Source organism: Acinetobacter sp. YH12255, from assembly GCF_013417355.1.
Lineage (GTDB): Bacteria > Pseudomonadota > Gammaproteobacteria > Pseudomonadales > Moraxellaceae > Acinetobacter > Acinetobacter pseudolwoffii.
The window spans coordinates 1-20,868 of record NZ_VPEC01000026.1 but is presented as its reverse complement, the minus strand read 5'-3'; the positions used below and the strand labels follow the sequence as shown (position 1 = coordinate 20,868).

The following is a 20,868-nucleotide window of genomic DNA, read 5'->3' as shown; positions in this document are numbered from 1 at the left end:
TTCAAAAATTTAGATAATTTTTTAAAATGCCGACATCTGTCGGCATTTTTTTATTCCATTATTTTTGCAGAGCAATGATTTTCTCAATGGTATGACCTGCGGTTGCACCTTGTTGTGACTTTTCAATCCAGTGCCATTGTTGAGGCTGCATTCTCAAAAAATTGGAACAGCGCGTGCCATAGGCTGGGCTTTGAATAAATGTCGAAGACAGCAGATGTTCCATTTCAATCGAAATCCCTGTTTCGGGTAGTAGTTCAGGAATCACTTTACGTTCATCTTCCAGAATATCCCACACGGCATAACAGAGATCCGACTCAGGTATATCGGGATGCTGCATCATGGGCAGGAATTCCTGGGTAAAGCGCTTGCGTAAGTGACGGGTCTTTTCCCAATGCTCAGTCAGCAAACCATTGGATACCACATATACACCGTGCGCCAATACTTGCGCTGCTTCACCACGGTTGCTCATATAGACCGCCTGCTCTCGATCACCGACAAACAGGTTAAAGCCTGCATAGTCACATTGCTTTTTTTCCAGTTCCTGGGCAAACCGAATTGGTGTTAATTCAGCTTCAAGAAAATCCTGAAGAATATGACCGCGTGAAGTCGGATAAGACTTTTGGTCCTGCCCATCTCTAAAATTGGTAATCACCGCCCATCTTCCTGCCGCCGTCACTCCCATCCAGGTGCCGCCTGACTGCAGATCCTGTCCGGCAATAATCGGACTATTTTCCCATTCATGCAGTGCCTGTGTAGGCCGCTGATAGAATTCATCCCGGTTCGAAATCAGACATAACGGGGCCTGATCTAGAACCCGCCACGCCAATGCCACGATACACATAATTTACGCTCTCGATCTTTACACATTGAATGTACAACATTTTTCTTTGCTTTCAGCTAAAATCTGTGCAAAACAGAATCACAAGGAACAGGAATGCTCACCTATCCCAATATTGATCCCGTTGCGATTTCGCTCGGGCCCTTACAAGTTCACTGGTATGGACTGATGTACTTACTGGCATTTTTATTTGCCTGGGGATTGGCGACGTTTCGCGCCAAACAACGTGGCTGGACACCGGATATGGTGTCTGACCTGATCTTCTTCGGCGCACTCGGTGTCATCATCGGTGGCCGTGTCGGTTATGTCTTATTTTACGGTTTTCCCCAGTTCCTGGCCGATCCTCTATGGCTGTTCCAGATCTGGACCGGGGGCATGAGTTTCCACGGCGGTTTCCTCGGGGTCATTCTGGCCATGTTATGGTGGTGCAAGAAATACAAGATGACCTGGTTCCAGACCTTGGATTTTATCGCGCCTTGCGTACCCACAGGTTTGATGTTTGGCCGGATTGGTAACTTTATTGGTGGTGAACTATATGGCCGTCAGGTGACCGATCCAAACTTTGCCTGGGGCATGATCTTCCCGACCGATCCGCTGCAACTGGTACGTCATCCCTCACAACTGTATCAGGCGCTGTGTGAAGGTTTAATTCTATTTATTGTACTATGGTGGTTCAGCTCCAAGCCGCGTCCGCGTATGGCCGTATCTGCGCTCTTCCTGATTGGCTATGGTCTGGCACGTTTTGTGGTTGAATTCTTCCGTGAACCGGACAATGGTCAGCTGTTTATTGGCTGGATGAGCAAAGGACAATTCCTGAGTCTGCCAATGATCCTGATTGGCTTGTGGATGATGTGGTATGCCTACCAGAAGAAAATTTATGACTGGGGTCCAAACAAAAATAGCTGAGAAAATCGCGTAATTTAGCGAGGCAACAGCCTCGCTTTTTTGTACCGAAAATATGCTAAAGTGCCATTTATCTCTTTTATTCCTTCATCACTATGCTTGAGTTCTGGTTTAATCCACAAGTCTCTGTTCTCAAAAAACTGTTGATCTGTATTGTGATTGCATTGGTTGCTGCAGGGTTGTACTGGATGAAACCACTGCCCCTGGACGCGATTCTGATGTTTGTCGGTACTGGCGTCATTTTTCTGATTTGTCGTTACTGCAAAATCCACTTTGCCCGCAAAAATCCGACCGGTTTGCTGTATAGATTACTGACCTGGATTCCCATTGCCTTATTGATTGCTTTAATTTTTATGAACATGCAACAGGGCGAAATCCTGATTCCGGGCGCACAAGGCATTGCCTTTATGGCACTGGCAATTTGCCTGTTTTCACCCCTGTCTCTGTTAAATCAGAACACTCACGATTCAGAGCCGCCGCATGCTTGATTTTTGGTATTCAGAACGTTGTAGCCGTCAAATCAAACTCATCGTCATCATCGCGACCTGTATTTTTATTTATGCGGCATCGACTGTGGCCCAGTTAGATCCGGTATTTGTTGGGGTGAGTTTAGCGATTGGAATTGTCGTGCATTTACTGCACCATTTCCGCCTGAAAATCTCAAAATCCAATCCCTATGCAAATGGCTTTAGCGCCTTGAGCCGGGTGATTCCCATCATTGCCTTAATTACCCTGTTTGGCTATTTACCAGAACAGCACCAGCAATGGGGCAAATTTGCCTTGGGTCTGCAATGTCTTGGCTTTGCCGCGATTGGATTATTTATCGTATCGGTCTATGAAAACCGTGCGAAGCGTTTTGAGGACTGATCACTTCGCAGTATTTTCTTAGAAGTAAGTTTCCAGACGATAGTAACTATAAGTCACGTTTTTATTGCGATAAACCGCATGATCTCGCTGTTTGAAATCCGATACCCAGGCACTACCTGAATAAGCCGCGATATGTCCATATTTATGTCCCTGAGTACGGTCAATAATATAGATATCGCCTTTTTTCGGCCGATCAAAAGAAGCATTAATTTTCTTATAGCCCAGCTGCATCAGGGTACTTCCCCAATCTGCCGCTGCGACCGGATGATTCACAATTTTCGCACCCGAGGATTGCAGACCGACACGAATACTGCGCGCACATTTCTGTGTACTGGTATTTCGGGTAATGCCTTGCAGATAACTGGTAAATTTCTCGATATTGATACGATGGCCATTGCTTACGCCTGAAGCGTTACGGACAGTGGCTTGCTGGGATGACTTTTTAGGTCTTTGCTCCGATTGGGAACGCACCATGATATTCGCTTGGACAGGAGCATATACTTCGCTCATGTTTACTTGATGATCATAGATCATGCCTTACCAACCGCTCCTCGCCTGTAATTTAGGCTTTCATATTGTTAACAAGCCGAGAATACTAGTCGTTTAAATGTTATCTTTCACATTAAAAATGTAAATAAATTTGTCTATTTTTCCGGCATTCAAATTAAGCCGTTCTTTCTAATACAGTTACAAAACCCATCATCTTTGCAAAAAAAATGTAAAGCAAAGCCAACTTCGACGCCTTGCAAAGCTTTTTTAGCCTGAAATACGCAAAATGAGCCGTTATTTTTTTCTACTCAAACCTTATGGATTTAATTTGTGGCTCGGCCATTCTCAGACAACATTTCACTACATGATTACATCATTTTGAGCTTTGTACCCTGTATTACACTGATGCGGCATTTTTAAATATTGAACTAAACGGAGAAGAAAAATGAGTCAGACTTTAAGTACCGTTTCAAATTTTAATTTAGAACAATATTTAGGCACCTGGTATGAAATTGCACGTTTGCCGATGAAACACCAACCCGAGAACAGCACCGATATTTCTGCGGTATATAGCTTAAATGAAAATGGCAAGGTTCGGGTTCAGAACCGCTGTCTGGATGGTGAGGGTAAGCTGGATGAAGCCATTGCTGAAGCGACCATTGTCGATGCAGAACATGCCAAGCTCGAAGTCAGTTTTTTACCTGAAGGCCTGCGTTGGATTCCGTTTACCAAGGGCGATTATTGGGTATTAAAAATCGATCCGGATTATCAGACGGCCCTTGTGGGCGAACCTGGTAAAGAATACTTATGGCTGCTACATCGCGGGACGACTTTAGATGAAGCCACTCAACGTGAATATTTAAGCTATGCAGAATCCTTGGGTTATGATCTGTCCGATCTGATTCACACCGTGCATACTGGCCATAAAACGGCTTAATTTACTGTACAAAGACCTCTATCAGGAGGTCTTTTTTATTCTGGTTTGAGCGATGAAAGCTCATCAAAAAATGCTATGATATGCGCAATTTAAATTGTCCCTTTCGACAGCAAATTATTTTTGAAATAATCTATACTGCTGTTAAAACGGCGATTTTCAACAGATTTAAATAGAGAGACCTATGCGCCAATATCTTGACCTTTTACAACACATTCTCGACAACGGCGGCGATAAAGGCGACCGTACCGGTACAGGGACACGTTCGGTATTTGGTCATCAGATGCGCTTTGATCTTTCCCAAGGTTTCCCTTTACTCACCACCAAAAAAGTTCATTTCCGTTCTATCGTGATTGAATTATTATGGTTTTTAAAAGGCGATACCAACGTTCAATATTTAAAAGAGCATAAAGTTTCGATTTGGGATGAGTGGGCAACCGCCGAACAGACCGCGCGTTTTGGCCGCCCTGAAGGTGAACTGGGGCCAGTTTACGGTCACCAGTGGCGTAATTTTGGTGCCAGCAAAAATGCAGATAATAGCTATAATCAGGATGGTTTTGATCAGATCAAATGGTTGATTAATGAAATTAAAACCAATCCGAATTCGCGCCGTCTGATTGTATCTGGCTGGAATCCGAATGAAGCGGGCCAAGTGGCATTACCGCCTTGCCATACCCTGTTCCAGTTCTTTGTCCACAATGGCAAATTGTCTTGTCAGCTGTATCAGCGTAGCGCCGATGTTTTTCTCGGTGTTCCATTTAATATCGCCAGCTATGCCCTGTTGACGCATATGATCGCGCAAGTCTGTCAGCTGGAGGTCGGTGATTTTGTCTGGACCGGTGGCGATACACACCTGTATAGCAATCACTTCGAGCAAGCCCAGTTACAGCTCAGCCGTGAGCCCTTGGGCCTGTGCCAACTTAAATTGAATCCTGAAATCAAAAACCTGTTCGACTTCAAATTTGAAGATATTGAAATTATTGGTTATGAATCACATCCGGGGATTAAGGCACCCGTTGCAGTGTAAATGTTCCCAAACCAAAGAAAATCAAAATCCCACTTTGCTTAAAGTGGGATTTTGCATTTTAATAGGAGCAAATTTTTATTTGTTTTTGAGTGTAGGTATGGCATTTCAGGATTTAGAAGTCGTTCATGTCGTTGCAATGGATCAGCAGCGCTGTATTGGTAAGGACAATGACCTGCCTTGGCATATCTCAGCCGATCTCAAGCATTTTAAAGAAATCACTCAGGGCGGTGTGATTATCATGGGCCGCAAGACCCTTGAATCGATGGGGCGTGCGCTCCCTAAACGCGTGAACTGGGTCATTACCCGTGATCCTGACTGGTCTTTTCAAGGCACTAAAGTTGCTCATAACATTGAAGATGCGCTTATTCAGGCAGTTACTGATGTACACAGCTCAGAAAAACCGACGTCTATTTTTATTATTGGTGGCGGTGAAATCTTTAAACAGACCATGGACATTGCCGACCGTCTGGAACTGACTCATGTCGACCTGGATGTACAAGGTCATGCCTATTATCCTGAAATTCCGGCAGAATTCAAAAAAGTCGCGACCGAGCAACATATTGACGACAAAACCGGGATTGCTTTTGAGTTTACAACCTACAGAAAATAAAGCCTATTTCTCATGAAAAAGTGATGATGCAGGGACGCGAATATATTTCCAAGCACTGGATTCTGTGGCTGCTGGGCAGCCTGTTTATCCTCTTTGTCATTCTGTCGAGCCTGTGGCTCAGCCTGATGCTCTGGGTTCAGCAACCTCTCGGCAAGATTGGCAGCTTGATCCTGATTGGTGTTTGGTTAACGTTTTCCCTGCTGGTACTCGGGATCTACTTCACCCGGCACCTGATCTCGCGTAAAGTCGATAGCATTCTATATCTTCTGGTCTTTCTGTTTTGTCTGCTGGGCTATTTTAGTCTGCAAGCGCGTCAGGATCGGGAGTGGAATCCTGAAGTGGCTCAGTTGTTGCACTATGAACAACAAGGCGATCAGGTCACCCTGCACAATATCCGGAACTTTGACTGGCAAGCTGATGGTCGTTATATCGAACGTTGGGAAAGCCGCAGTTTTGACCTGAACCAGATTAGCGGGGTGAATATCATTACCTCCTACTGGATGGGTCCGAAAATTGCCCACACGCTGGTCAGCTTCGATTTTGCCAATCAAAAACCTCTCACTTTCTCGATTGAAATCCGCAAGGAAAAACATGAAGAGTTTTCTGCAATTGGTGGGTTTTTCCGTAAATATGAATTGAGTCTGGTGGCATCGGACGAAAAAGATATTGTGTATACACGTAGTAATATTCGCGGGGAGCAGGTGTATTTCTTTCCGGTAAATATGCCACAAGCTCAGGCCAAAGCCTTATTCAAAGAATATCTGGCCCAGGCCGATGAATTGGCCAGAGAACCCAAGTGGTATAACACCCTGACCAGTAATTGCACCACTCTGGTCTTTGATATGGTTCAGGCAGTATCGCAACAACAATTGCCTTCAGATTATCGACTGTTAGCGTCCGGCTATTTACCGAATTATCTCTATGATCTGAAAGTGCTGGATCAATCCTGGGATATGCACACCTGGTACCAACGGGCGCATGTGAATCCACGAGTCAAACAGAGCGCCGATCTGTCCAGCCAGGAATATTCGCAGCGACTTCGTCAAGGCCTGCCTGCACCTCAGACACATTAACTGGCGTTTTTATCACTGTAAATAAAGATACAAAATCAACTGGAACCTGAGTCATTTTTTTGTTTATATACAAATAGCTAGTCAATAATCAGAGTATCTTTCATGCTAAAAAAATTAACTGCAATTGCCCTATTAGGCTCGGTATTGGCTGTAATGGGCTGCGAGACCGTGCCGAATACCGCCACCACACAAACCACGAATCATTTACAACTTTTGCAAAATCGTACCTGGATTGCCACACAGATTGGCAATACTGAAATCAAAACCGCAGCTACTGCATCTCATCTTCCAAGTCTGCAATTTGATACCAGCACCCAGCGTGTTTCCGGTTCAGATGGTTGTAACCGGATCATGGGCAGCTATATGGCGGGCAAAGATACTTTGAATTTAAGCCAGATGGCAACAACACGCATGGCCTGTATGCATAATGATCAGCTCGATCAGAAATTTAATGAAGCTTTAGCCAAGGTGACGCATTATCAGGTATTTGGTAAAACCCTAAAACTATTGGATCGTCATGGTAATGTGTTAATTCAGCTGGAAAGTGCAGTTCAGCCACGTTAAGACTTCCCTACAAAAAGCCTGTATTGGCGGGCTTTTTTTATCTTTCATACTGATGGGCCAGGATTTAACCATCAGCCCAGTTCAATCGAATGAGGAATCAGCCATGCAACAAGCACTTTTTGGTGGTGGATGCTTTTGGTGTACCGAAGCGGTATTTTTACAAATTCAGGGCGTTCAGCAAGTCCTGAGTGGCTATGCCGGCGGTCATACCCCTGAGCCAAATTATGAGGCCGTGTGCGGCGGTGAAACCGGCCATGCTGAAGTTATTCTGGTTGATTTCGACGAAAACCAGATCAGCTATGCCCAGCTCCTTGAGGTGTTTTTTGCGACGCATGATCCAACCACTTTGAACCGTCAGGGCAATGACGTCGGCACCCAATATCGTTCCGTGATTTATTATCTGAATGCTGAACAAAAAACTCAGGCAGAAGCAGCCATGGATGCTTTAAAAAATGAAGGCCTGAATATTGTGACTGAACTCAGCCCGATGCCGACCTTCTATCCTGCTGAGGAATATCACCAAAATTTCTTTGCGAAAAACCCAAACCAAGGTTACTGCAATTTTGCCATTCCGCCAAAACTGAATAAATTACGCAGTAAATTTATGACTTTGTTAAAAACCCATTAATTTGCATAAAAAATGGGGATAAAAAAAGCGACTGAAATCAGTCGCTTTTTTTTGTTAGCTGAATCTTAGTTATCGGTTGCAAAGGCAATATCGCTGAGTCCGGCTCCACTCGCACGCGACATGACTTGAGCTACCGTGTCATAACGGGATTCTTTATCTGCTTTCAGCACAATCGTCGGCTGACGTTCAGTCTGACCTGCTTCATTAAAACGGGTCTGCAATTCGTCTAGGGTCAGGACATTGCCATTCCAGGCAATCTCACCTTCCGCATTGATGCTGATTGTGACATTTTCAGGCGGCAGATCAATAATCTCCGCAGTGGTTTGTGGCAAGGTTAATGGAATTGATGGGTTCGCAACGGTCGCTGTCACCAAGAAGATGATCATCAATACCAACATAATGTCGATGAGGGGAATGAGGTTCATCTCATTCATACCTACATCGTTGTCTTCACCCAGTTGAAAAGCCATTAAGCTTGACCTCCCACTAAACTCTGTTGTGTTACTTTTTCATCAGACTTTTTTGCAGCAGATTCCTGTTGCAACATGGTGTCAATCAACAAGCCATGTGCCTGATCTTGTAACTCATGCGCCAAACCACGATTGAAACGCACACAGATGTTATAAGCCAGTACCGCAGGAATCGCGACGGCCAAGCCTAGACCCGTCATGATCAAGGCTTCACCGACTGGGGTTGCCACTTGTGCCAGACCAGCCTGACCGCTTTTACCCACTGCAACCAGCGCATGGAAAATACCCCACACGGTACCAAACAAACCGACAAATGGTGAAATCGAAGCAATCGTACCGAGGACGGATACCCCTTTTTCAGCATTGGCTTTTTCGGCTGAAATCTGACGTAATAACGCCTGTTCTGCCACTGCCTTACGCTGTTCAAAGCCCAAAGGAGCCAATTTGGTTTTCAGTTGCTCCAATGCTTGAGACAGCTGGGTATAAGCAACTTGTTTAAGCTGGCGAGTGCCCATTAAACGCAGCACAAAAATGGTCCATGTCGCAATCGACATTGCCAATAACACGAAGTACAGCGTTTTACTGACTGCATCAGCGTGTTGCCAATAAACTGAAAAGTTCATCTTCGAACTCCTAATGGGTTAGCCGTTATTTGGTAATTTGAAAATCGAAAGGCTGCTCAACCCGGGTTGGATAAGCCACACCATTTTCCACATATTTGGTTAGTTGCGCGCGGCGTACCGCTGCTTCAACTTTACGGTTCACTGCCGAGCTACAATCCGAATTACGTGCAGTCGCAGAAACCACTTTACCCTGCTCATTTGCCGCCACATCGACTACCATCGAACAAGTCGCTCTTAACTCACCTGAAGACAAGGAAACTTTCGGTGCGCGCTGCCAGCTCACTCCACCCCCAATCGAGACACTTTTTGGTGATGGCGGCGCAGCAGGTGCTGGCGGTGCTACAGGCGCAGGTGGCGCGACTGGAGCTGGTGCCGGTTGCACTTTGGTTTCGGTGACCACTGTCGGTACCACCGGACTTGGGGTTGGTTTAGCTTCAACGGGTGGTGCTTTCACGACTTTAGGTGCTTCTGCCTTCTTCACCTGTTCTATTTTTTCAACTTTTTTTGGTGGTGGTGGCAGCGGTTTATCTACAATTTTGACTTCTTTGGGCCTAGGCGGCTCTTTTTGTGGCTCGGCCTTCGGCTTTGGCGGTAAAGGTTTTGGTGCTTCCTGCAATTTTACAAAGCGCACTTTAAGCGGCTCTTTCTCTACAGGCTTGAGCTCCGGTGCGTCCATCTGGCTCACTGCCCACAATAGGCCCACATGTCCGACGAACACGGCCGCCAGAATCGAGATGACTTTCTTTTTCATCTTGTTGGGCGGTGTAGGTGGCATGGGAGCAGCAACTTGACTCATTAAATCTATTACCTTGAGGAGATGATGTGAAACAAACAATCAAGCTCATCGGTTAGCACAATTAAAGTACGCCAATAATAAATGAGAAGTGTTTTCATTTGCAACTACTAATCATGCCTTTCACTGACTTTTTTTGCATCAAAACAAAAAAGGCACACTAAAAGTATGCCTTTTTAAATAGGGATGCAAGTTTTATTGGAACACCACAGTTTTATTGCCATCGACAATAATACGGTCTTCCAGATGCCATTTCACTGCACGTGCCAGTACATTACGTTCTACGTCCTGACCGAGTTCACGCAACTGTTCAACGGTAAAGTCATGATTGACACGTTCTACGTCCTGCTCGATGATCGGGCCCTGATCCAGATCGGCAGTGACATAGTGTGCAGTCGCACCGATCAGCTTGACACCTTTTTCATGCGCCTGTTTATACGGATTTGCACCGACAAATGCGGGCAGGAATGAATGGTGAATATTGATCACTTTCATTTCCCACTTGCTTACAAATTCTTCATCTAGAATCTGCATATAGCGCGCCAATACCAACAGGTCATTGCCCTGCATTAACTGGTCAATTTCTGCATAGGCTTCAGGCTTGTTGTCTTTGGTCACCGGCACCACTTCAAATGGAATCCCAAAGTTTTCAACCGCTTCGCGTAAAGTCTCGTGATTCGATACCACCTTGGTAATTTCACATGGCAAACCACCACGGGCATGACGCCATAACAGCTCAAGCAAGGCATGATCGACCTTAGACACCAAAATACCGACTTTCTTCACATCGCTGACCAGAGCCAGACGCCATTGCATGCCATAACGCTCTGCGACATTTACCGCAAAAGTCTGGGTAATGCTTTCTTTACGGCTTTGCAGATGATCCAGTTCAAATTCAACGCGCATGAAGTAACGGCCGCCCTGCGCTGCTGTCGCATATTGGTCAAGCGCAGTAATATTGGCACCTTGATGATACAAGAAGCTCGAAACAGCCTGCACGATGCCCGGCTTGTCTTCACAAGTAATCAATAAACGTGCGGTGTTAGCAGTCGTCATATTCATGTTGGTTTAAGTCACTAATCAGTTAAATTAAAAAATAAGCCGAGTATTCTAGCGCGTTTCCGAGATATTCTGAATAGGCGACTCGACTTCTGTGTTTTTTGCAGATGACAGGCTGGCAAAAAGTTCCGAAGAACCTAGGCTATTTAGCAAACCTTCATAAGTTTGACGGCTTTCACCGCGTAAATAGGCCCCTTCCAGGAACACCATTTGACGCAATGCCTGCCAGACCCATTTTTCTTCCAGCGTATTGGAATCGGTCAGATGACCTGACATATATAGGAAGTTGGTCCAGTTGGTCAGTACAATCCACAGGTTAATGATCAGTGCTTCAATTTCTGAATCGGTCATGTCCATCAAGCCAGCATTCACAAAAGCCTTATAGATTTTCTGACCTTGCTGCATCACCTCGCCGGCAAAGCGTGGATACATCTTGCGGAAATCTTCGTTATTTTCAACCAGATGATAGACATCGCGATGCAGGAAACGATAAGCCCACAGCTGACTGCTCAGTACCTGAAAATAATGAATCTTGTCATTGGCATCCAGAGCACGATCATCCGGCAGCGCCAGCATTTCCAGAGTTTGCTGCTGGTACTCCTCCATCAGTTCTTTAATAATTTCATTTTTATTACGGAAATGATAATACAGGTTACCAGGGCTCATCCCGAGTTCAGCCGCAATATGATTGGTGGTCACAGAGCGTTCGCCACGCTCATTGAACAGCTGCAAACTGAGCTGCAAGATACGCTCTTTAGTTTTTAAGGTTTTGGTTTGGGACATCCTAAAATAACCATTCAGTTCGTGCATTAGCAGGCTAACACACAAAGTCACTTGACTAATTAGAGTATTTGCTCTAAAAATTAATTAATCGATTTTTGAATAATGGTAGTGCGGCATGAACAGTCACACAAAAACAATATCAATGACACCACATTTTTTTGATGGCCAATACTTAAATGAGCTTTTGGCACAACAAAAACATGCTTACTTAAACTATCCTTTGCCGACGGCAAAGGAACGCATCGATCGTTTAGCTCGACTTAAGCGTATCTTAGTTAAGTATCAAGATCAATTTGCAGAGGCAATTAATCAGGATTATGGTAACCGCTCGATTGGGGAAACCAAAATTGGTGAACTGCTCACCTGTCTGGAACATATCAAATATTATAGCAAAAACTTGACCCGATGGATGAAACCCTCCAAGCGTCATGTCGGCATTATTCATCAACCGGCCAAAGCTTGGGTGCAATATCAGCCTTTGGGCGTGATTGGGATTATTGCACCGTGGAACTATCCGCTGTTGCTGTCCGTTGGCCCGCTCATTTGTGCATTGGCTGCCGGCAACCACGCCATGATCAAGATTTCTAGCGCATCGGCTGCGTTTGGTGAAGTGCTTGAAAAAGCCTTGGCAGAAGCCTTTCCGAAAGAACTGGTCGCAGTGGTCAATGGTGGCGGTGTGATCTCAGATGCTTTCTGTCGTCTAGCCTTCGACAAAATGATTTTTACCGGCTCGACTGCTGTGGGTAAAACCATAATGGCAGCCGCAGCAGAAAATCTGGTTCCGGTGATTCTGGAACTGGGGGGTAAATCGCCAGTGCTGGTGCATCCATCAATTGATCTGCGTGATGTCGCACAGCGGATTGCAGTGGGCAAACTCTGGAATGCCGGTCAAACCTGTGTCGCACCGGACTATATGTTCCTGCCTCGTGGCAAGACGGCAGAATTTATTGATCATTTTAAAGCCTGCGTAGAAAGTATGTATCCGGATATCACCCATAATCAGGATTACACCTCGATTGTGAATGACAAACAGTACAACCGTCTGCAAGGCTATCTGGATGATGCACGTGAACAGGGTGCTCATGTTATTGAAATCAATCCGCGCCATGAAAATTCCGCTGATCTGCGTAAAATTGCCCCCACCATTGTGACCAATGTCACACCAAGCATGCAAATCATGCAGCATGAAATCTTTGGTCCACTGCTGCCAATCATGGAATATGATCAAATTGATGAAGTTATCGACTTTATTAATAGCCGTCCACGCCCACTTGCTTTATACTACTTCGACTTTGATCAAGCGCGTGCCGATTATGTCGCACAGCGTACCCATTCAGGGCATTTCGGGCAAAATACGGTATTAACCCATGTTGCACAAGACGATCTACCATTTGGGGGTGTCGGTGCATCAGGTATGGGGAAATATCACGGTCCAGAAGGCTTCTTCAGTTTGTCGCATGAACGCTCGGTAATGTCGAATCCCAAGCTGTATAGCTTGAAATACATTCTGCCGCCGTTCAATAAACCGATTCACAAGCTGATTTCGAAGACACTTCTCCGTTAAATGATCAAGGCATGAGCTATCGATATAGCTCGTGCTGCGTTTTGACGAAAATCGCTTGTCTTTTAAGCGCATTTTTGATATAAAACGCCCCTTGAATGATTTCAATCCGTTTATTTTTGACTGGCCATACAGATTTGCTGTTGGCTAAATCAATGGAGTTACACCATGTCTAAGGTTTGCCAAGTTACCGGCAAGCGTCCAGTCGTTGGTAACAACGTCTCACACGCCAACAACAAAACTAAACGCCGGTTCGAGCCGAACCTGCACCACCACCGTTTCTGGTTAGAAAGCGAAAAACGTTTTGTACGTCTTCGTTTAACCACTAAAGGTATGCGTATTATCGACAAATTGGGCATTGAAAAGGTTGTTGCTGACCTACGTGCTCAAGGTCAAAAGATCTAAGGAGTCTGAACCATGCGTGATAAAATTCGCTTAGTTTCTTCAGCTGGTACAGGTTATTTCTATACCACGACTAAGAACAAACGTACTATGCCGGAAAAAATGGAAATCAAAAAATTTGATCCAAAAATCCGTCAACACGTAATCTTCAAAGAAGCTAAAATCAAATAATTTTGGCTTTTTAAAAAAACGACCCTTTCAGGTCGTTTTTTTTTGCATTTTTTTTACCCCACTTGATAAACTTTCTACATGTTTTGGCACTTTTTGTGCTTATTTCCCAGCAAACCTAACTAAAGGAGTATTTAGTGCCACATGACGTAGAACTCATTATATTATTGGCTGTTGGTTTTGGCTTAGCCCTGGTTTTTGGCTATATCGCTGCACGTCTGCGCCTCCCTCCACTTATCGGCTATCTGGTGGCCGGCATTCTGATTAGTCCCAATACACCCGGTGTGGTCGGCGATATTCATCTGGCCAACCAGCTGGCAGAATTAGGTGTCATGTTCCTGATGTTCGGGGTCGGGATGCATTTCTCGCTAAGTGATCTGATGCAGGTGCGGCGGATTGCATTGCCCGGTGCAATTTTGCAAATTGCAGTCGCCACTCTGCTCGGAGTGGGAGTCTCGATGTTATGGGGCTGGAGCTTTGGCTCTGCGCTCGTATTCGGTTTAAGCCTATCCTGTGCCAGTACGGTGGTTCTACTCAAAGCACTCGGTGATCGTGGTCTGCTCGATTCAATTAATGGCCGGATTGCCGTCGGTTGGCTTTTGGTCGAAGATCTGGTCATGGTCTTGGCCTTGGTATTATTGCCGGCCACTGCCTTACTTCTAGGCGGACAAGCACTTGAAGGTGCGAGCGATGAAAATATCTGGGCCACTTTAGGCATTACCCTGCTGAAAGTCGCAGGCTTTATTGCCTTTATGCTGATTATTGGTAAACGTCTGGTGCCGATGATCATCCAAGTCGTGGCACGTCTGGGTTCTCGTGAGCTGTTTACCCTGACTGTGGTCGCTGCGGCCATCTCGATTGCCTTTGGGGCCTATAAGGTTTTTGGGGTATCTATGGCACTGGGGGCTTTCTTTGCCGGGATGGTGGTGAAAGAGTCAGATTTCAGTCATCGCGCGGAACAAGAAACCTTGCCGCTGCGTGAAATCTTCTCAATCTTATTCTTTGTTTCTGTCGGCATGCTGTTTGATCCGCGTATTTTACTGGAACAGCCACTCCATGTGCTGACAGTCGTCGGCATTATTCTGATTGGTAAAACTCTTGCAGCAATGGCACTGGTATTGTTCTTCCGCTATCCAATCAATACCGCGCTGACTGTTGGCGCTTCGCTGGCACAGATTGGTGAGTTCTCCTTTATTTTGGCTGTACTCGGTGTTTCACTCAACCTGCTTTCGCTGGAAGGTCAAAACCTGATTCTGGCAGGTGCCTTGATTTCGATTACCCTCAATTCCTTTATCTTTTCCGCAATTGAGCCAGTACAGAAATGGATTCGGGAACGCTCGACCCTGGCACGTTTACTGGAACGCAGTGGTGACCCTCTGGCAATGTTACCCGATGAAGTCTCACAGGATTACCTGCGCGATCAGGTGGTGATTATTGGCCATGGTGAGGTCGGTCGTCGCATTACCCGCTCATTGATGGAAGAAAACATCAAGGTGGTCATTGCCGAAGAAAACCGTGACATCGTCGAAAATCTGCGTGAAAAAGGTATTGCTGCGGTGTCTGGTGTTGCTACTGAAGCCGGGGTCCTGATTCAGGCACATATTCAGCATGCGCGCTTACTGGTCATTTCCCCTATGGATATCATCGATATTCATAAAATTGTCGACATTGCTAAGACCTTGAATCCACAAATTCAGGTACTGGTCTGTGCAGAAAGCAAGGAAGAAGCTGAAGCGATCCGTCGTGATAATATCGGCGCGGTGTATTATGCCAAAGAAGAAATGGCGAAAAATATGAGTAATCATATTTTAAACCAGATCGAAATTGCGCATCAGCATCCCCCTTCTCATTAATCTCTCTGCATAAAAAAAGTTGCCCAATATGGCAACTTTTTTTATGCATAATCACAAGATTTTTTGTAATAAGCTGACTTCAAATCATCAGGAGTAAAATCAAAGAAACGAGGTTTTCATTTCTTGAAACTCACCTTGAGCTCGTACTTAAAATCTAACTTATTCCCCAACCCTTTAAAATCAAAAAGCACACCGATAGTGTGCTTTTGAATACATTGTAATCTTAACTCATATACTTCGGCTCTTCATCTACGACTTCAGCCTGCCATTCATTGACCTGCTGTTCCAGCAAGCCATACAGGGCCGCCTGAATCATCTGCTGCGCAATCACAGGCGTCTGCTCTCCGAGTAGAGCCTTCACCTCGTCATTAAACTGAATCATGACCAAAGGCTGTTTATGCGAACCTGCATTGCGTAAAGCCAAGGCACCACCTTCAAGTTGAACGAGTTCTAAAATCGCGTCTTGATTACCAAATAAGTCTTTCAACTGTTCTATAGACATATATCCTCCATGTTCAACATGGTGGCAAAGAGCCGGGTGCACTTTGCATCATTAGAGTAATTGATATAGGGTTAAAAATTCTAATTTCAAGTACGGTCGATCCGATTAAAATTCAATCATCTCATTGCGAAAACCATCGATGAGTTGTGTTAAGTCACGATGCCATTCTCTTAATATAGCAGGATCAGGTAACCATGCTTGTGGAGACTGTGTGACTTTAATGATGAGATTTGAGGAGGTTTCGTCTTCGGGTTCCGGTGTACTCGGTTCAGGCGCATACTGGCACAGACGATAGGCACGTTTCAGTTCAGCAATGAAACCGCTCTTGGATAAGTGTTGTAATACGGCTACTTCGGGTGAAATCTGGCCTTTGGCTGCCATTAGTTCTTCGATTGATTTCAGCGTCGGATTGGCATCATTCAGGCGATAGTAACGCACCAGTTCCTGCAAAAATGCCAATAAAGCGCCATGTAAATGAAATACAGTCGCCTCACGTTGTGCCTGAGCCTGTTGCACATGCTGGGTTTGCTCTGCCTGCTGGCAGGCAAGACGGGCAAAATACAGTTTTTGATTGGTACGGTCCGCATGATAGCGAGCAACACGGGTCATTGATATTTCCTAAGGTTTTAAACAAATTTTGGCTTTTATAAAGTAAAAGGTTCGCTTTCATTTCGCAATCAAAACATGTTTAAACTGAATCCATCCAGTACTGAAATCCAGAAAATCTAACTGCCTGCACGAGTACAACCATGAGCACAACAAGGTTAAATTTCAGCCATAAAAAAGGAGCATATCAAGTGCTCCTTTTCCAGTTTAAGCCTCGGGCTTATCTTCTGCTTGTTTTACCCGGATTCCATGTCCGTGCAAGCGCAAAGTATTCAGGCCTTTAATGGATTTGATGGCTTCACGTGCATGCGGCATTTCTACAAAGGCAAAACCTTTTGATTTCCCGGTTGCCGCATCGAGCACCAAAGTACAAGTATTCACTGTGCCATATTCCTGGAACAACTTCAGCAACTCGGCTTCTGTGACCGTACGTTCTAAATTACGAACTAAAATTTTCATCTGATAACCTTAAGAAGATAGGCAAAAAATATCAAAAAGCACGCGCCTACTCTACTTTTTGTATGCAACAACTTTGCTATAGTTTAATCGAGATCAATGCCAAAATCTAAATTAATCGATTGACGTTCAATTAAGGCACTTTTCACGGTCTGCTGCCGGGTTTTGTAATGGGTTTCCGTGGTGCATAAATGCCGGGTGAGATCATTCAAGAAATAACTTGCGACTTTACGTCCCTGCGCATCGATCGTTTCCCGCGCCCAGTGATTCAGATTTTGTTTGGTTAGAATCAATTCATTTTTGGCTCGGGTCAGCGCCACATACAGCACACGACGTTCTTCTTCAACATCATCAAAGTCGCCTTGGGCGCGTGCATGCGGATAATTTCCCGGCGTGACATTGGCCACATAACAGACATTCTGTTCGGTGCCTTTTGCTGAATGAATGGTAATCAGGGTCACCACATCATGATCGGACTGGCGTTCAATTTCCGAAATCGACACTGGATCGAGCACATATTCCTCTAAAAATTCACTTAGTTGTGAATGCTTGGAGGCCAGTTGTTTCACCAGTTCAAAATCACCCTGACGACGTGGCCAGTCTTTTTTATAGTTCTCTGCCAGTTGTGTTTCAATTGCCTGAATCGCAAGACTGACACAAGCCTGCACTTCGCCTTTCAGCACGCTCATCTGCTTCATGATCAGAATCGCATTTAGAGGTATCTTGCCAAATTTCTCCAGTTTATCGGAGATTTTATCGATTTCAGGTTCCAGCAAAATGTGTTGCGCCAGCTTGCTTGCACCGACATCACCGACACCATTCCACAGGGTCAAGAAACGCATCCAGGCGATATCATCCAGCGGATTGGCGACCACACGCAGCATGCTGAGCAAATCTTTGACATGTGCCGTTTCCAGCAGCTTCATACCGCCAATAAATCGATACGGTACATTGGCCGCGATACAGGCTGCTTCAATATGCCGCGCGGCAAAACTGGAACGCACCAGTACCATATGTTCGCCCCATTTGCTGCCCTGTAGATAATGACGCTCTTTAATATCAATTGCGATCCATTTGGCTTCATCAAACTCATTCGGAAATATATGCATGCGCGGCTTTACACCCTCGCCACGATAAGCTTCCAGACGTTTGTCATATTTGATTTCAGACTGATCCAGCAGCCAGTTGGACAGATCCAGAATTTCCTGGGTCGAGCGGTAGTTTTTTTCCAGTTTAAAAATCTGCGCATCTGGTACCCGTTCTTTGAAATGATGAATATTTTCAAAGTCTGCGCCACGGAAACCATAAATCGACTGGGCATCATCGCCGACACAAAACAGACTGATCCGGTCTTTCAGTGGCTCCAACAAAGCCCATTGCAATGGATTGGTATCCTGCATTTCATCGACCAGCATATGTCGACAGATTGACGCCACATAATCGACCAAACCTTCTGATTGTGCCAAAGCTGTCGCCACCACTGCCAGAATATCGTCATAATCCAGAAAGCTGCGTGCCTGCTTACGTACTTCGTACTCTTTCATAATCTCGGCAATCTGGTCTTTTAAGGCCAGATATTCCGGCATCTGCTTTTCCAGCGCGAGACTGAGCTTCTGCCGAGTATTACGTGCAAAGGAATATAAATCGCAGAGTTCTTGTGGCTTGGGCAGATGATTGGGATTTTTTTTGTCATCACGGCCACGAATCAGACGGAACATCATCAACTGATCATCACGATCAATAATCGAGAACTGTTCCAGACCAAAGGCCTTCGGAATACGGCGCAACAGATACATACAGAACGTATGAAAGGTCGAGGCACGCAGACCTTTAGCTTGATCACCCAAGGCTAATTCCACCCGCGCTACAATTTCACTGGCTGCACGGCGGGTAAAGGTCAGAATCTGAATCTGGTTGGCGGGTACACCCCGCTCAATCAGGTAAGCTGCACGTGCCACGATGGTCTTGGTTTTGCCACAACCTGCCCCGGCCAGCACCAGACTATGTTTTGTTTCTGTGGTCGATGCTTGCTTTTGTTGGGGATTTAATTCATCAATCAGGTTGGCTAAACTCATTTTCACTCATCGTTTTGTGGATGGCTGTAGTTTAGCAGATCGCTCTTATAATTATGGCTTTTCATCCGCCCTGAAACAGCAGAAAATTTTATCTCTTGATTTGTTTGCTAGAGGGTCGACAGCATGGATGCCGTCTGCTGGATTGAGATATAGGGATATTTCCTCAATCCAGCAAAGAATTTTTGTTACCTTGCGAAGCAGTGCTTCTCATTCATGAAAAGCAAGATCTGCTTATGCATTATTATCTGCCATTACGTAAAGCTTGTGCAGCAATGACGATCTTGTAAAAGAAAACTAAATACGCTGTTCCTCAATATTTTTAATTGTTTTGGACACTGCTTTTTCCAGATTCACTTCCGCATTTTTTAAGGCTTCTTCCCGGCTACAATCTGGTGGATTAATCCCGATAATCTGACTAAATCCAGACTCATATAGTGACTCAATCCCATCCCCCACCAGTCCAGCAAATGCAAGCACCGGTTTATTGAATTTTTGTGCTACTTGTGCCACGCCAAATGGGGTTTTGCCTAATTTAGTTTGCTGATCAAGCTTGCCTTCACCGGTCAGAACATAATCGGCTTGAGCTATTTTATTGGCTAAATCTGTCTGCTGAATGATGAGTTCCACACCTGATCGAATAGAAGCAGCTGTGAATGCCATTAAGCCAAAACCGAGTCCACCTGCCGCACCCGCACCTGCAACATGACGATGATCACGTCCAATGTGCCGAGCAACCAGATCGGCGAAATGACTGAGGTTTTGATCCAGTTGCTTGACCATTTCCGGTGTCGCACCTTTTTGTGGGCCAAAGATCGCTGAAGCACCATTGGGTCCACACAGCGGATTATTCACATCCGATGCAATGATAATTTCAATATCCGCCAGCCGTGAATCCAGTTCGGATAAATCAATTGCTATGATTTGATCTAGGTTTCCACCGCAAACCTGTATTTCTAATCCTTGGGCATCTAAAAACCGAGCGCCTAAGGCCTGTATCATTCCCGCACCGGCATCGTTCGTCACACTGCCACCTAAGCCAATGATGATTTTACTGGCCTCTAAATCGAGCGCAGACTTGATCATTTCTCCTGTGCCACAGGTTGAGGTCAGCAGAGGATTACGCCTTGCAGCTTCCAGCAGATCTATGCCATTGGCTTTGGCCATTTCAATGATTGCGGTTTTTCCTGCATCAATTACGCCAAAATACGTCTGGATGCGCTGATCAGGCAATGGCCCTGTCACTTCACAGGGAATGCGCTGTCCTTTTGAACTTGAGATCAGTGTATCGACCGTGCCTTCCCCTCCATCCGCCATAGGAACATGAATGCACAAAGCATCAGGCAACACGTTTTGAATGCCACGCTGCATGGCCTGACAGGCTTGTTCAGCACTCATACTTTCTTTAAAGGAATCTGGAGCAAGAACAAAAGTAAGCGGCATATGGTTATTTTTATCTAGGCGGATTCAAGCGGCAAGTGCAACAGTATAAAAACCAGCCATAACTTCACTAGGCGTATACCAACCTAGTGTTTTTCTAGGACGATGGTTGAGTGCAAATTCTATCTGCTCTATTTGTTCGTTTGA

At 45.3% G+C, this 20,868-nt stretch carries 25 protein-coding genes and 1 pseudogene; 13 read left to right on the top strand and 13 right to left on the bottom strand.

Annotated features, from left to right (window positions below; all coding sequences use genetic code 11):
• Positions 1–58: 58 nt before the first annotated feature.
• The gene (locus tag FTV30_RS11365) at positions 59–841 is read right to left on the bottom strand and encodes an NRDE family protein (protein ID WP_005103148.1); all 783 of its coding nucleotides are present in this window, start codon (positions 839–841) and stop codon (positions 59–61) included.
• A 93-nt stretch (positions 842–934) separates the two neighbouring features.
• Between FTV30_RS11365 and lgt the strand changes: the two genes are divergently transcribed.
• The 3 genes from lgt to FTV30_RS11350 all read left to right on the top strand — a co-directional run bounded on the left by lgt (position 935) and on the right by FTV30_RS11350 (position 2,608).
• A complete protein-coding gene (gene lgt, locus FTV30_RS11360; RefSeq protein ID WP_180001630.1) occupies positions 935–1,744 on the top strand; it encodes a prolipoprotein diacylglyceryl transferase in 810 nt (269 codons plus the stop codon).
• Positions 1,745–1,836: 92 nt separating this feature from the next.
• Positions 1,837–2,229 carry a hypothetical protein gene (locus tag FTV30_RS11355; RefSeq protein WP_180001629.1) on the top strand — a complete coding sequence of 131 codons (393 nt, stop codon included), beginning with the start codon at positions 1,837–1,839 and terminating at the stop codon, positions 2,227–2,229.
• Entirely contained in the window at positions 2,222–2,608 is a 387-nt protein-coding gene (locus tag FTV30_RS11350; RefSeq protein WP_180001628.1) for a hypothetical protein, read from the top strand. The genes FTV30_RS11355 and FTV30_RS11350 overlap by 8 nt, the downstream gene beginning before the upstream one ends.
• Before the next feature lie 18 nt (positions 2,609–2,626).
• Here FTV30_RS11350 and FTV30_RS11345 read toward each other — a convergent pair whose 3' ends face one another.
• Positions 2,627–3,142, bottom strand: coding sequence for a CHAP domain-containing protein (locus FTV30_RS11345; protein ID WP_180001627.1), 516 nt, complete (start codon positions 3,140–3,142; stop codon positions 2,627–2,629).
• A 400-nt stretch (positions 3,143–3,542) separates the two neighbouring features.
• Between FTV30_RS11345 and FTV30_RS11340 the strand changes: the two genes are divergently transcribed.
• The 6 genes from FTV30_RS11340 (at position 3,543) to msrA (ending at position 7,933) form a co-directional block, all read left to right on the top strand.
• On the top strand, positions 3,543–4,034 hold the full coding sequence (locus tag FTV30_RS11340) for a lipocalin family protein (RefSeq protein ID WP_100329265.1): 492 nt from the start codon (positions 3,543–3,545) through the stop codon (positions 4,032–4,034).
• Between the two features lie 181 nt (positions 4,035–4,215).
• On the top strand, positions 4,216–5,058 hold the full coding sequence (gene thyA, locus FTV30_RS11335; protein ID WP_180001626.1) for a thymidylate synthase: 843 nt from the start codon (positions 4,216–4,218) through the stop codon (positions 5,056–5,058).
• A gap of 97 nt (positions 5,059–5,155) precedes the next feature.
• Positions 5,156–5,668: a dihydrofolate reductase gene (locus FTV30_RS11330; protein WP_180001625.1), complete on the top strand. Its 513-nt coding sequence runs from the start codon at positions 5,156–5,158 to the stop codon at positions 5,666–5,668.
• 23 nt (positions 5,669–5,691) lie between these two features.
• Positions 5,692–6,741 carry a DUF4105 domain-containing protein gene (locus tag FTV30_RS11325; RefSeq protein WP_180001624.1) on the top strand — a complete coding sequence of 350 codons (1,050 nt, stop codon included), beginning with the start codon at positions 5,692–5,694 and terminating at the stop codon, positions 6,739–6,741.
• 102 nt (positions 6,742–6,843) lie between these two features.
• Complete coding sequence (locus FTV30_RS11320) at positions 6,844–7,305, top strand: META domain-containing protein (protein ID WP_180001623.1); 462 nt, start codon at positions 6,844–6,846, stop codon at positions 7,303–7,305.
• A 103-nt stretch (positions 7,306–7,408) separates the two neighbouring features.
• Positions 7,409–7,933 (top strand): peptide-methionine (S)-S-oxide reductase MsrA, encoded by a 525-nt coding sequence (gene msrA, locus FTV30_RS11315; RefSeq protein WP_005095533.1) that lies wholly within the window; start codon positions 7,409–7,411, stop codon positions 7,931–7,933.
• Positions 7,934–7,998: 65 nt separating this feature from the next.
• Here the strand turns inward: msrA and FTV30_RS11310 are convergent, their stop codons facing one another.
• The 5 genes from FTV30_RS11310 to FTV30_RS11290 form a co-directional block, all read right to left on the bottom strand.
• Complete coding sequence (locus FTV30_RS11310) at positions 7,999–8,403, bottom strand: biopolymer transporter ExbD (RefSeq protein ID WP_005172785.1); 405 nt, start codon at positions 8,401–8,403, stop codon at positions 7,999–8,001.
• A complete protein-coding gene (locus FTV30_RS11305; protein WP_005095531.1) occupies positions 8,403–9,026 on the bottom strand; it encodes a MotA/TolQ/ExbB proton channel family protein in 624 nt (207 codons plus the stop codon). Before FTV30_RS11305 ends, FTV30_RS11310 begins: the two co-directional genes overlap by 1 nt.
• Positions 9,027–9,051: 25 nt before the next feature.
• Complete coding sequence (locus tag FTV30_RS11300; protein ID WP_034608769.1) at positions 9,052–9,822, bottom strand: TonB-dependent receptor; 771 nt, start codon at positions 9,820–9,822, stop codon at positions 9,052–9,054.
• Between the two features lie 192 nt (positions 9,823–10,014).
• Positions 10,015–10,881 (bottom strand): formyltetrahydrofolate deformylase, encoded by an 867-nt coding sequence (gene purU / locus FTV30_RS11295; RefSeq protein ID WP_005095527.1) that lies wholly within the window; start codon positions 10,879–10,881, stop codon positions 10,015–10,017.
• 48 nt (positions 10,882–10,929) lie between these two features.
• Positions 10,930–11,661, bottom strand: coding sequence for a TetR/AcrR family transcriptional regulator (locus tag FTV30_RS11290; RefSeq protein ID WP_034608773.1), 732 nt, complete (start codon positions 11,659–11,661; stop codon positions 10,930–10,932).
• 115 nt (positions 11,662–11,776) lie between these two features.
• On the opposite strand from FTV30_RS11290, the gene FTV30_RS11285 reads away from it, so the two are divergent.
• From FTV30_RS11285 to FTV30_RS11270, 4 genes are all read left to right on the top strand, one after another.
• Positions 11,777–13,225, top strand: coding sequence for a coniferyl aldehyde dehydrogenase (locus FTV30_RS11285; protein WP_100355797.1), 1,449 nt, complete (start codon positions 11,777–11,779; stop codon positions 13,223–13,225).
• 165 nt (positions 13,226–13,390) lie between these two features.
• Positions 13,391–13,627 carry a 50S ribosomal protein L28 gene (gene rpmB, locus FTV30_RS11280; protein WP_000048256.1) on the top strand — a complete coding sequence of 79 codons (237 nt, stop codon included), beginning with the start codon at positions 13,391–13,393 and terminating at the stop codon, positions 13,625–13,627.
• 12 nt (positions 13,628–13,639) lie between these two features.
• A complete protein-coding gene (rpmG, locus tag FTV30_RS11275) occupies positions 13,640–13,795 on the top strand; it encodes a 50S ribosomal protein L33 (RefSeq protein WP_001205031.1) in 156 nt (51 codons plus the stop codon).
• Between the two features lie 134 nt (positions 13,796–13,929).
• The gene (locus FTV30_RS11270) at positions 13,930–15,645 is read left to right on the top strand and encodes a cation:proton antiporter (protein ID WP_180001622.1); all 1,716 of its coding nucleotides are present in this window, start codon (positions 13,930–13,932) and stop codon (positions 15,643–15,645) included.
• 223 nt (positions 15,646–15,868) lie between these two features.
• On the opposite strand, the gene FTV30_RS11265 is transcribed toward FTV30_RS11270, so the two are convergent.
• The 6 genes and pseudogenes from FTV30_RS11265 to FTV30_RS11240 form a co-directional block, all read right to left on the bottom strand.
• Positions 15,869–16,147 carry a hypothetical protein gene (locus tag FTV30_RS11265; protein WP_004278462.1) on the bottom strand — a complete coding sequence of 93 codons (279 nt, stop codon included), beginning with the start codon at positions 16,145–16,147 and terminating at the stop codon, positions 15,869–15,871.
• 105 nt (positions 16,148–16,252) lie between these two features.
• Positions 16,253–16,756, bottom strand: coding sequence for a DUF6586 family protein (locus tag FTV30_RS11260; protein WP_005172799.1), 504 nt, complete (start codon positions 16,754–16,756; stop codon positions 16,253–16,255).
• Positions 16,757–16,960: 204 nt separating this feature from the next.
• A complete protein-coding gene (locus tag FTV30_RS11255; protein ID WP_180001621.1) occupies positions 16,961–17,212 on the bottom strand; it encodes an RNA-binding protein in 252 nt (83 codons plus the stop codon).
• Positions 17,213–17,295: 83 nt separating this feature from the next.
• Positions 17,296–19,284 carry an ATP-dependent helicase gene (locus tag FTV30_RS11250; RefSeq protein ID WP_180001620.1) on the bottom strand — a complete coding sequence of 663 codons (1,989 nt, stop codon included), beginning with the start codon at positions 19,282–19,284 and terminating at the stop codon, positions 17,296–17,298.
• A gap of 294 nt (positions 19,285–19,578) precedes the next feature.
• A complete protein-coding gene (locus tag FTV30_RS11245) occupies positions 19,579–20,724 on the bottom strand; it encodes a glycerate kinase (RefSeq protein ID WP_180001619.1) in 1,146 nt (381 codons plus the stop codon).
• A 24-nt stretch (positions 20,725–20,748) separates the two neighbouring features.
• Positions 20,749–20,868, bottom strand: a pseudogene (locus FTV30_RS11240) (IS30 family transposase); the annotation flags it as partial.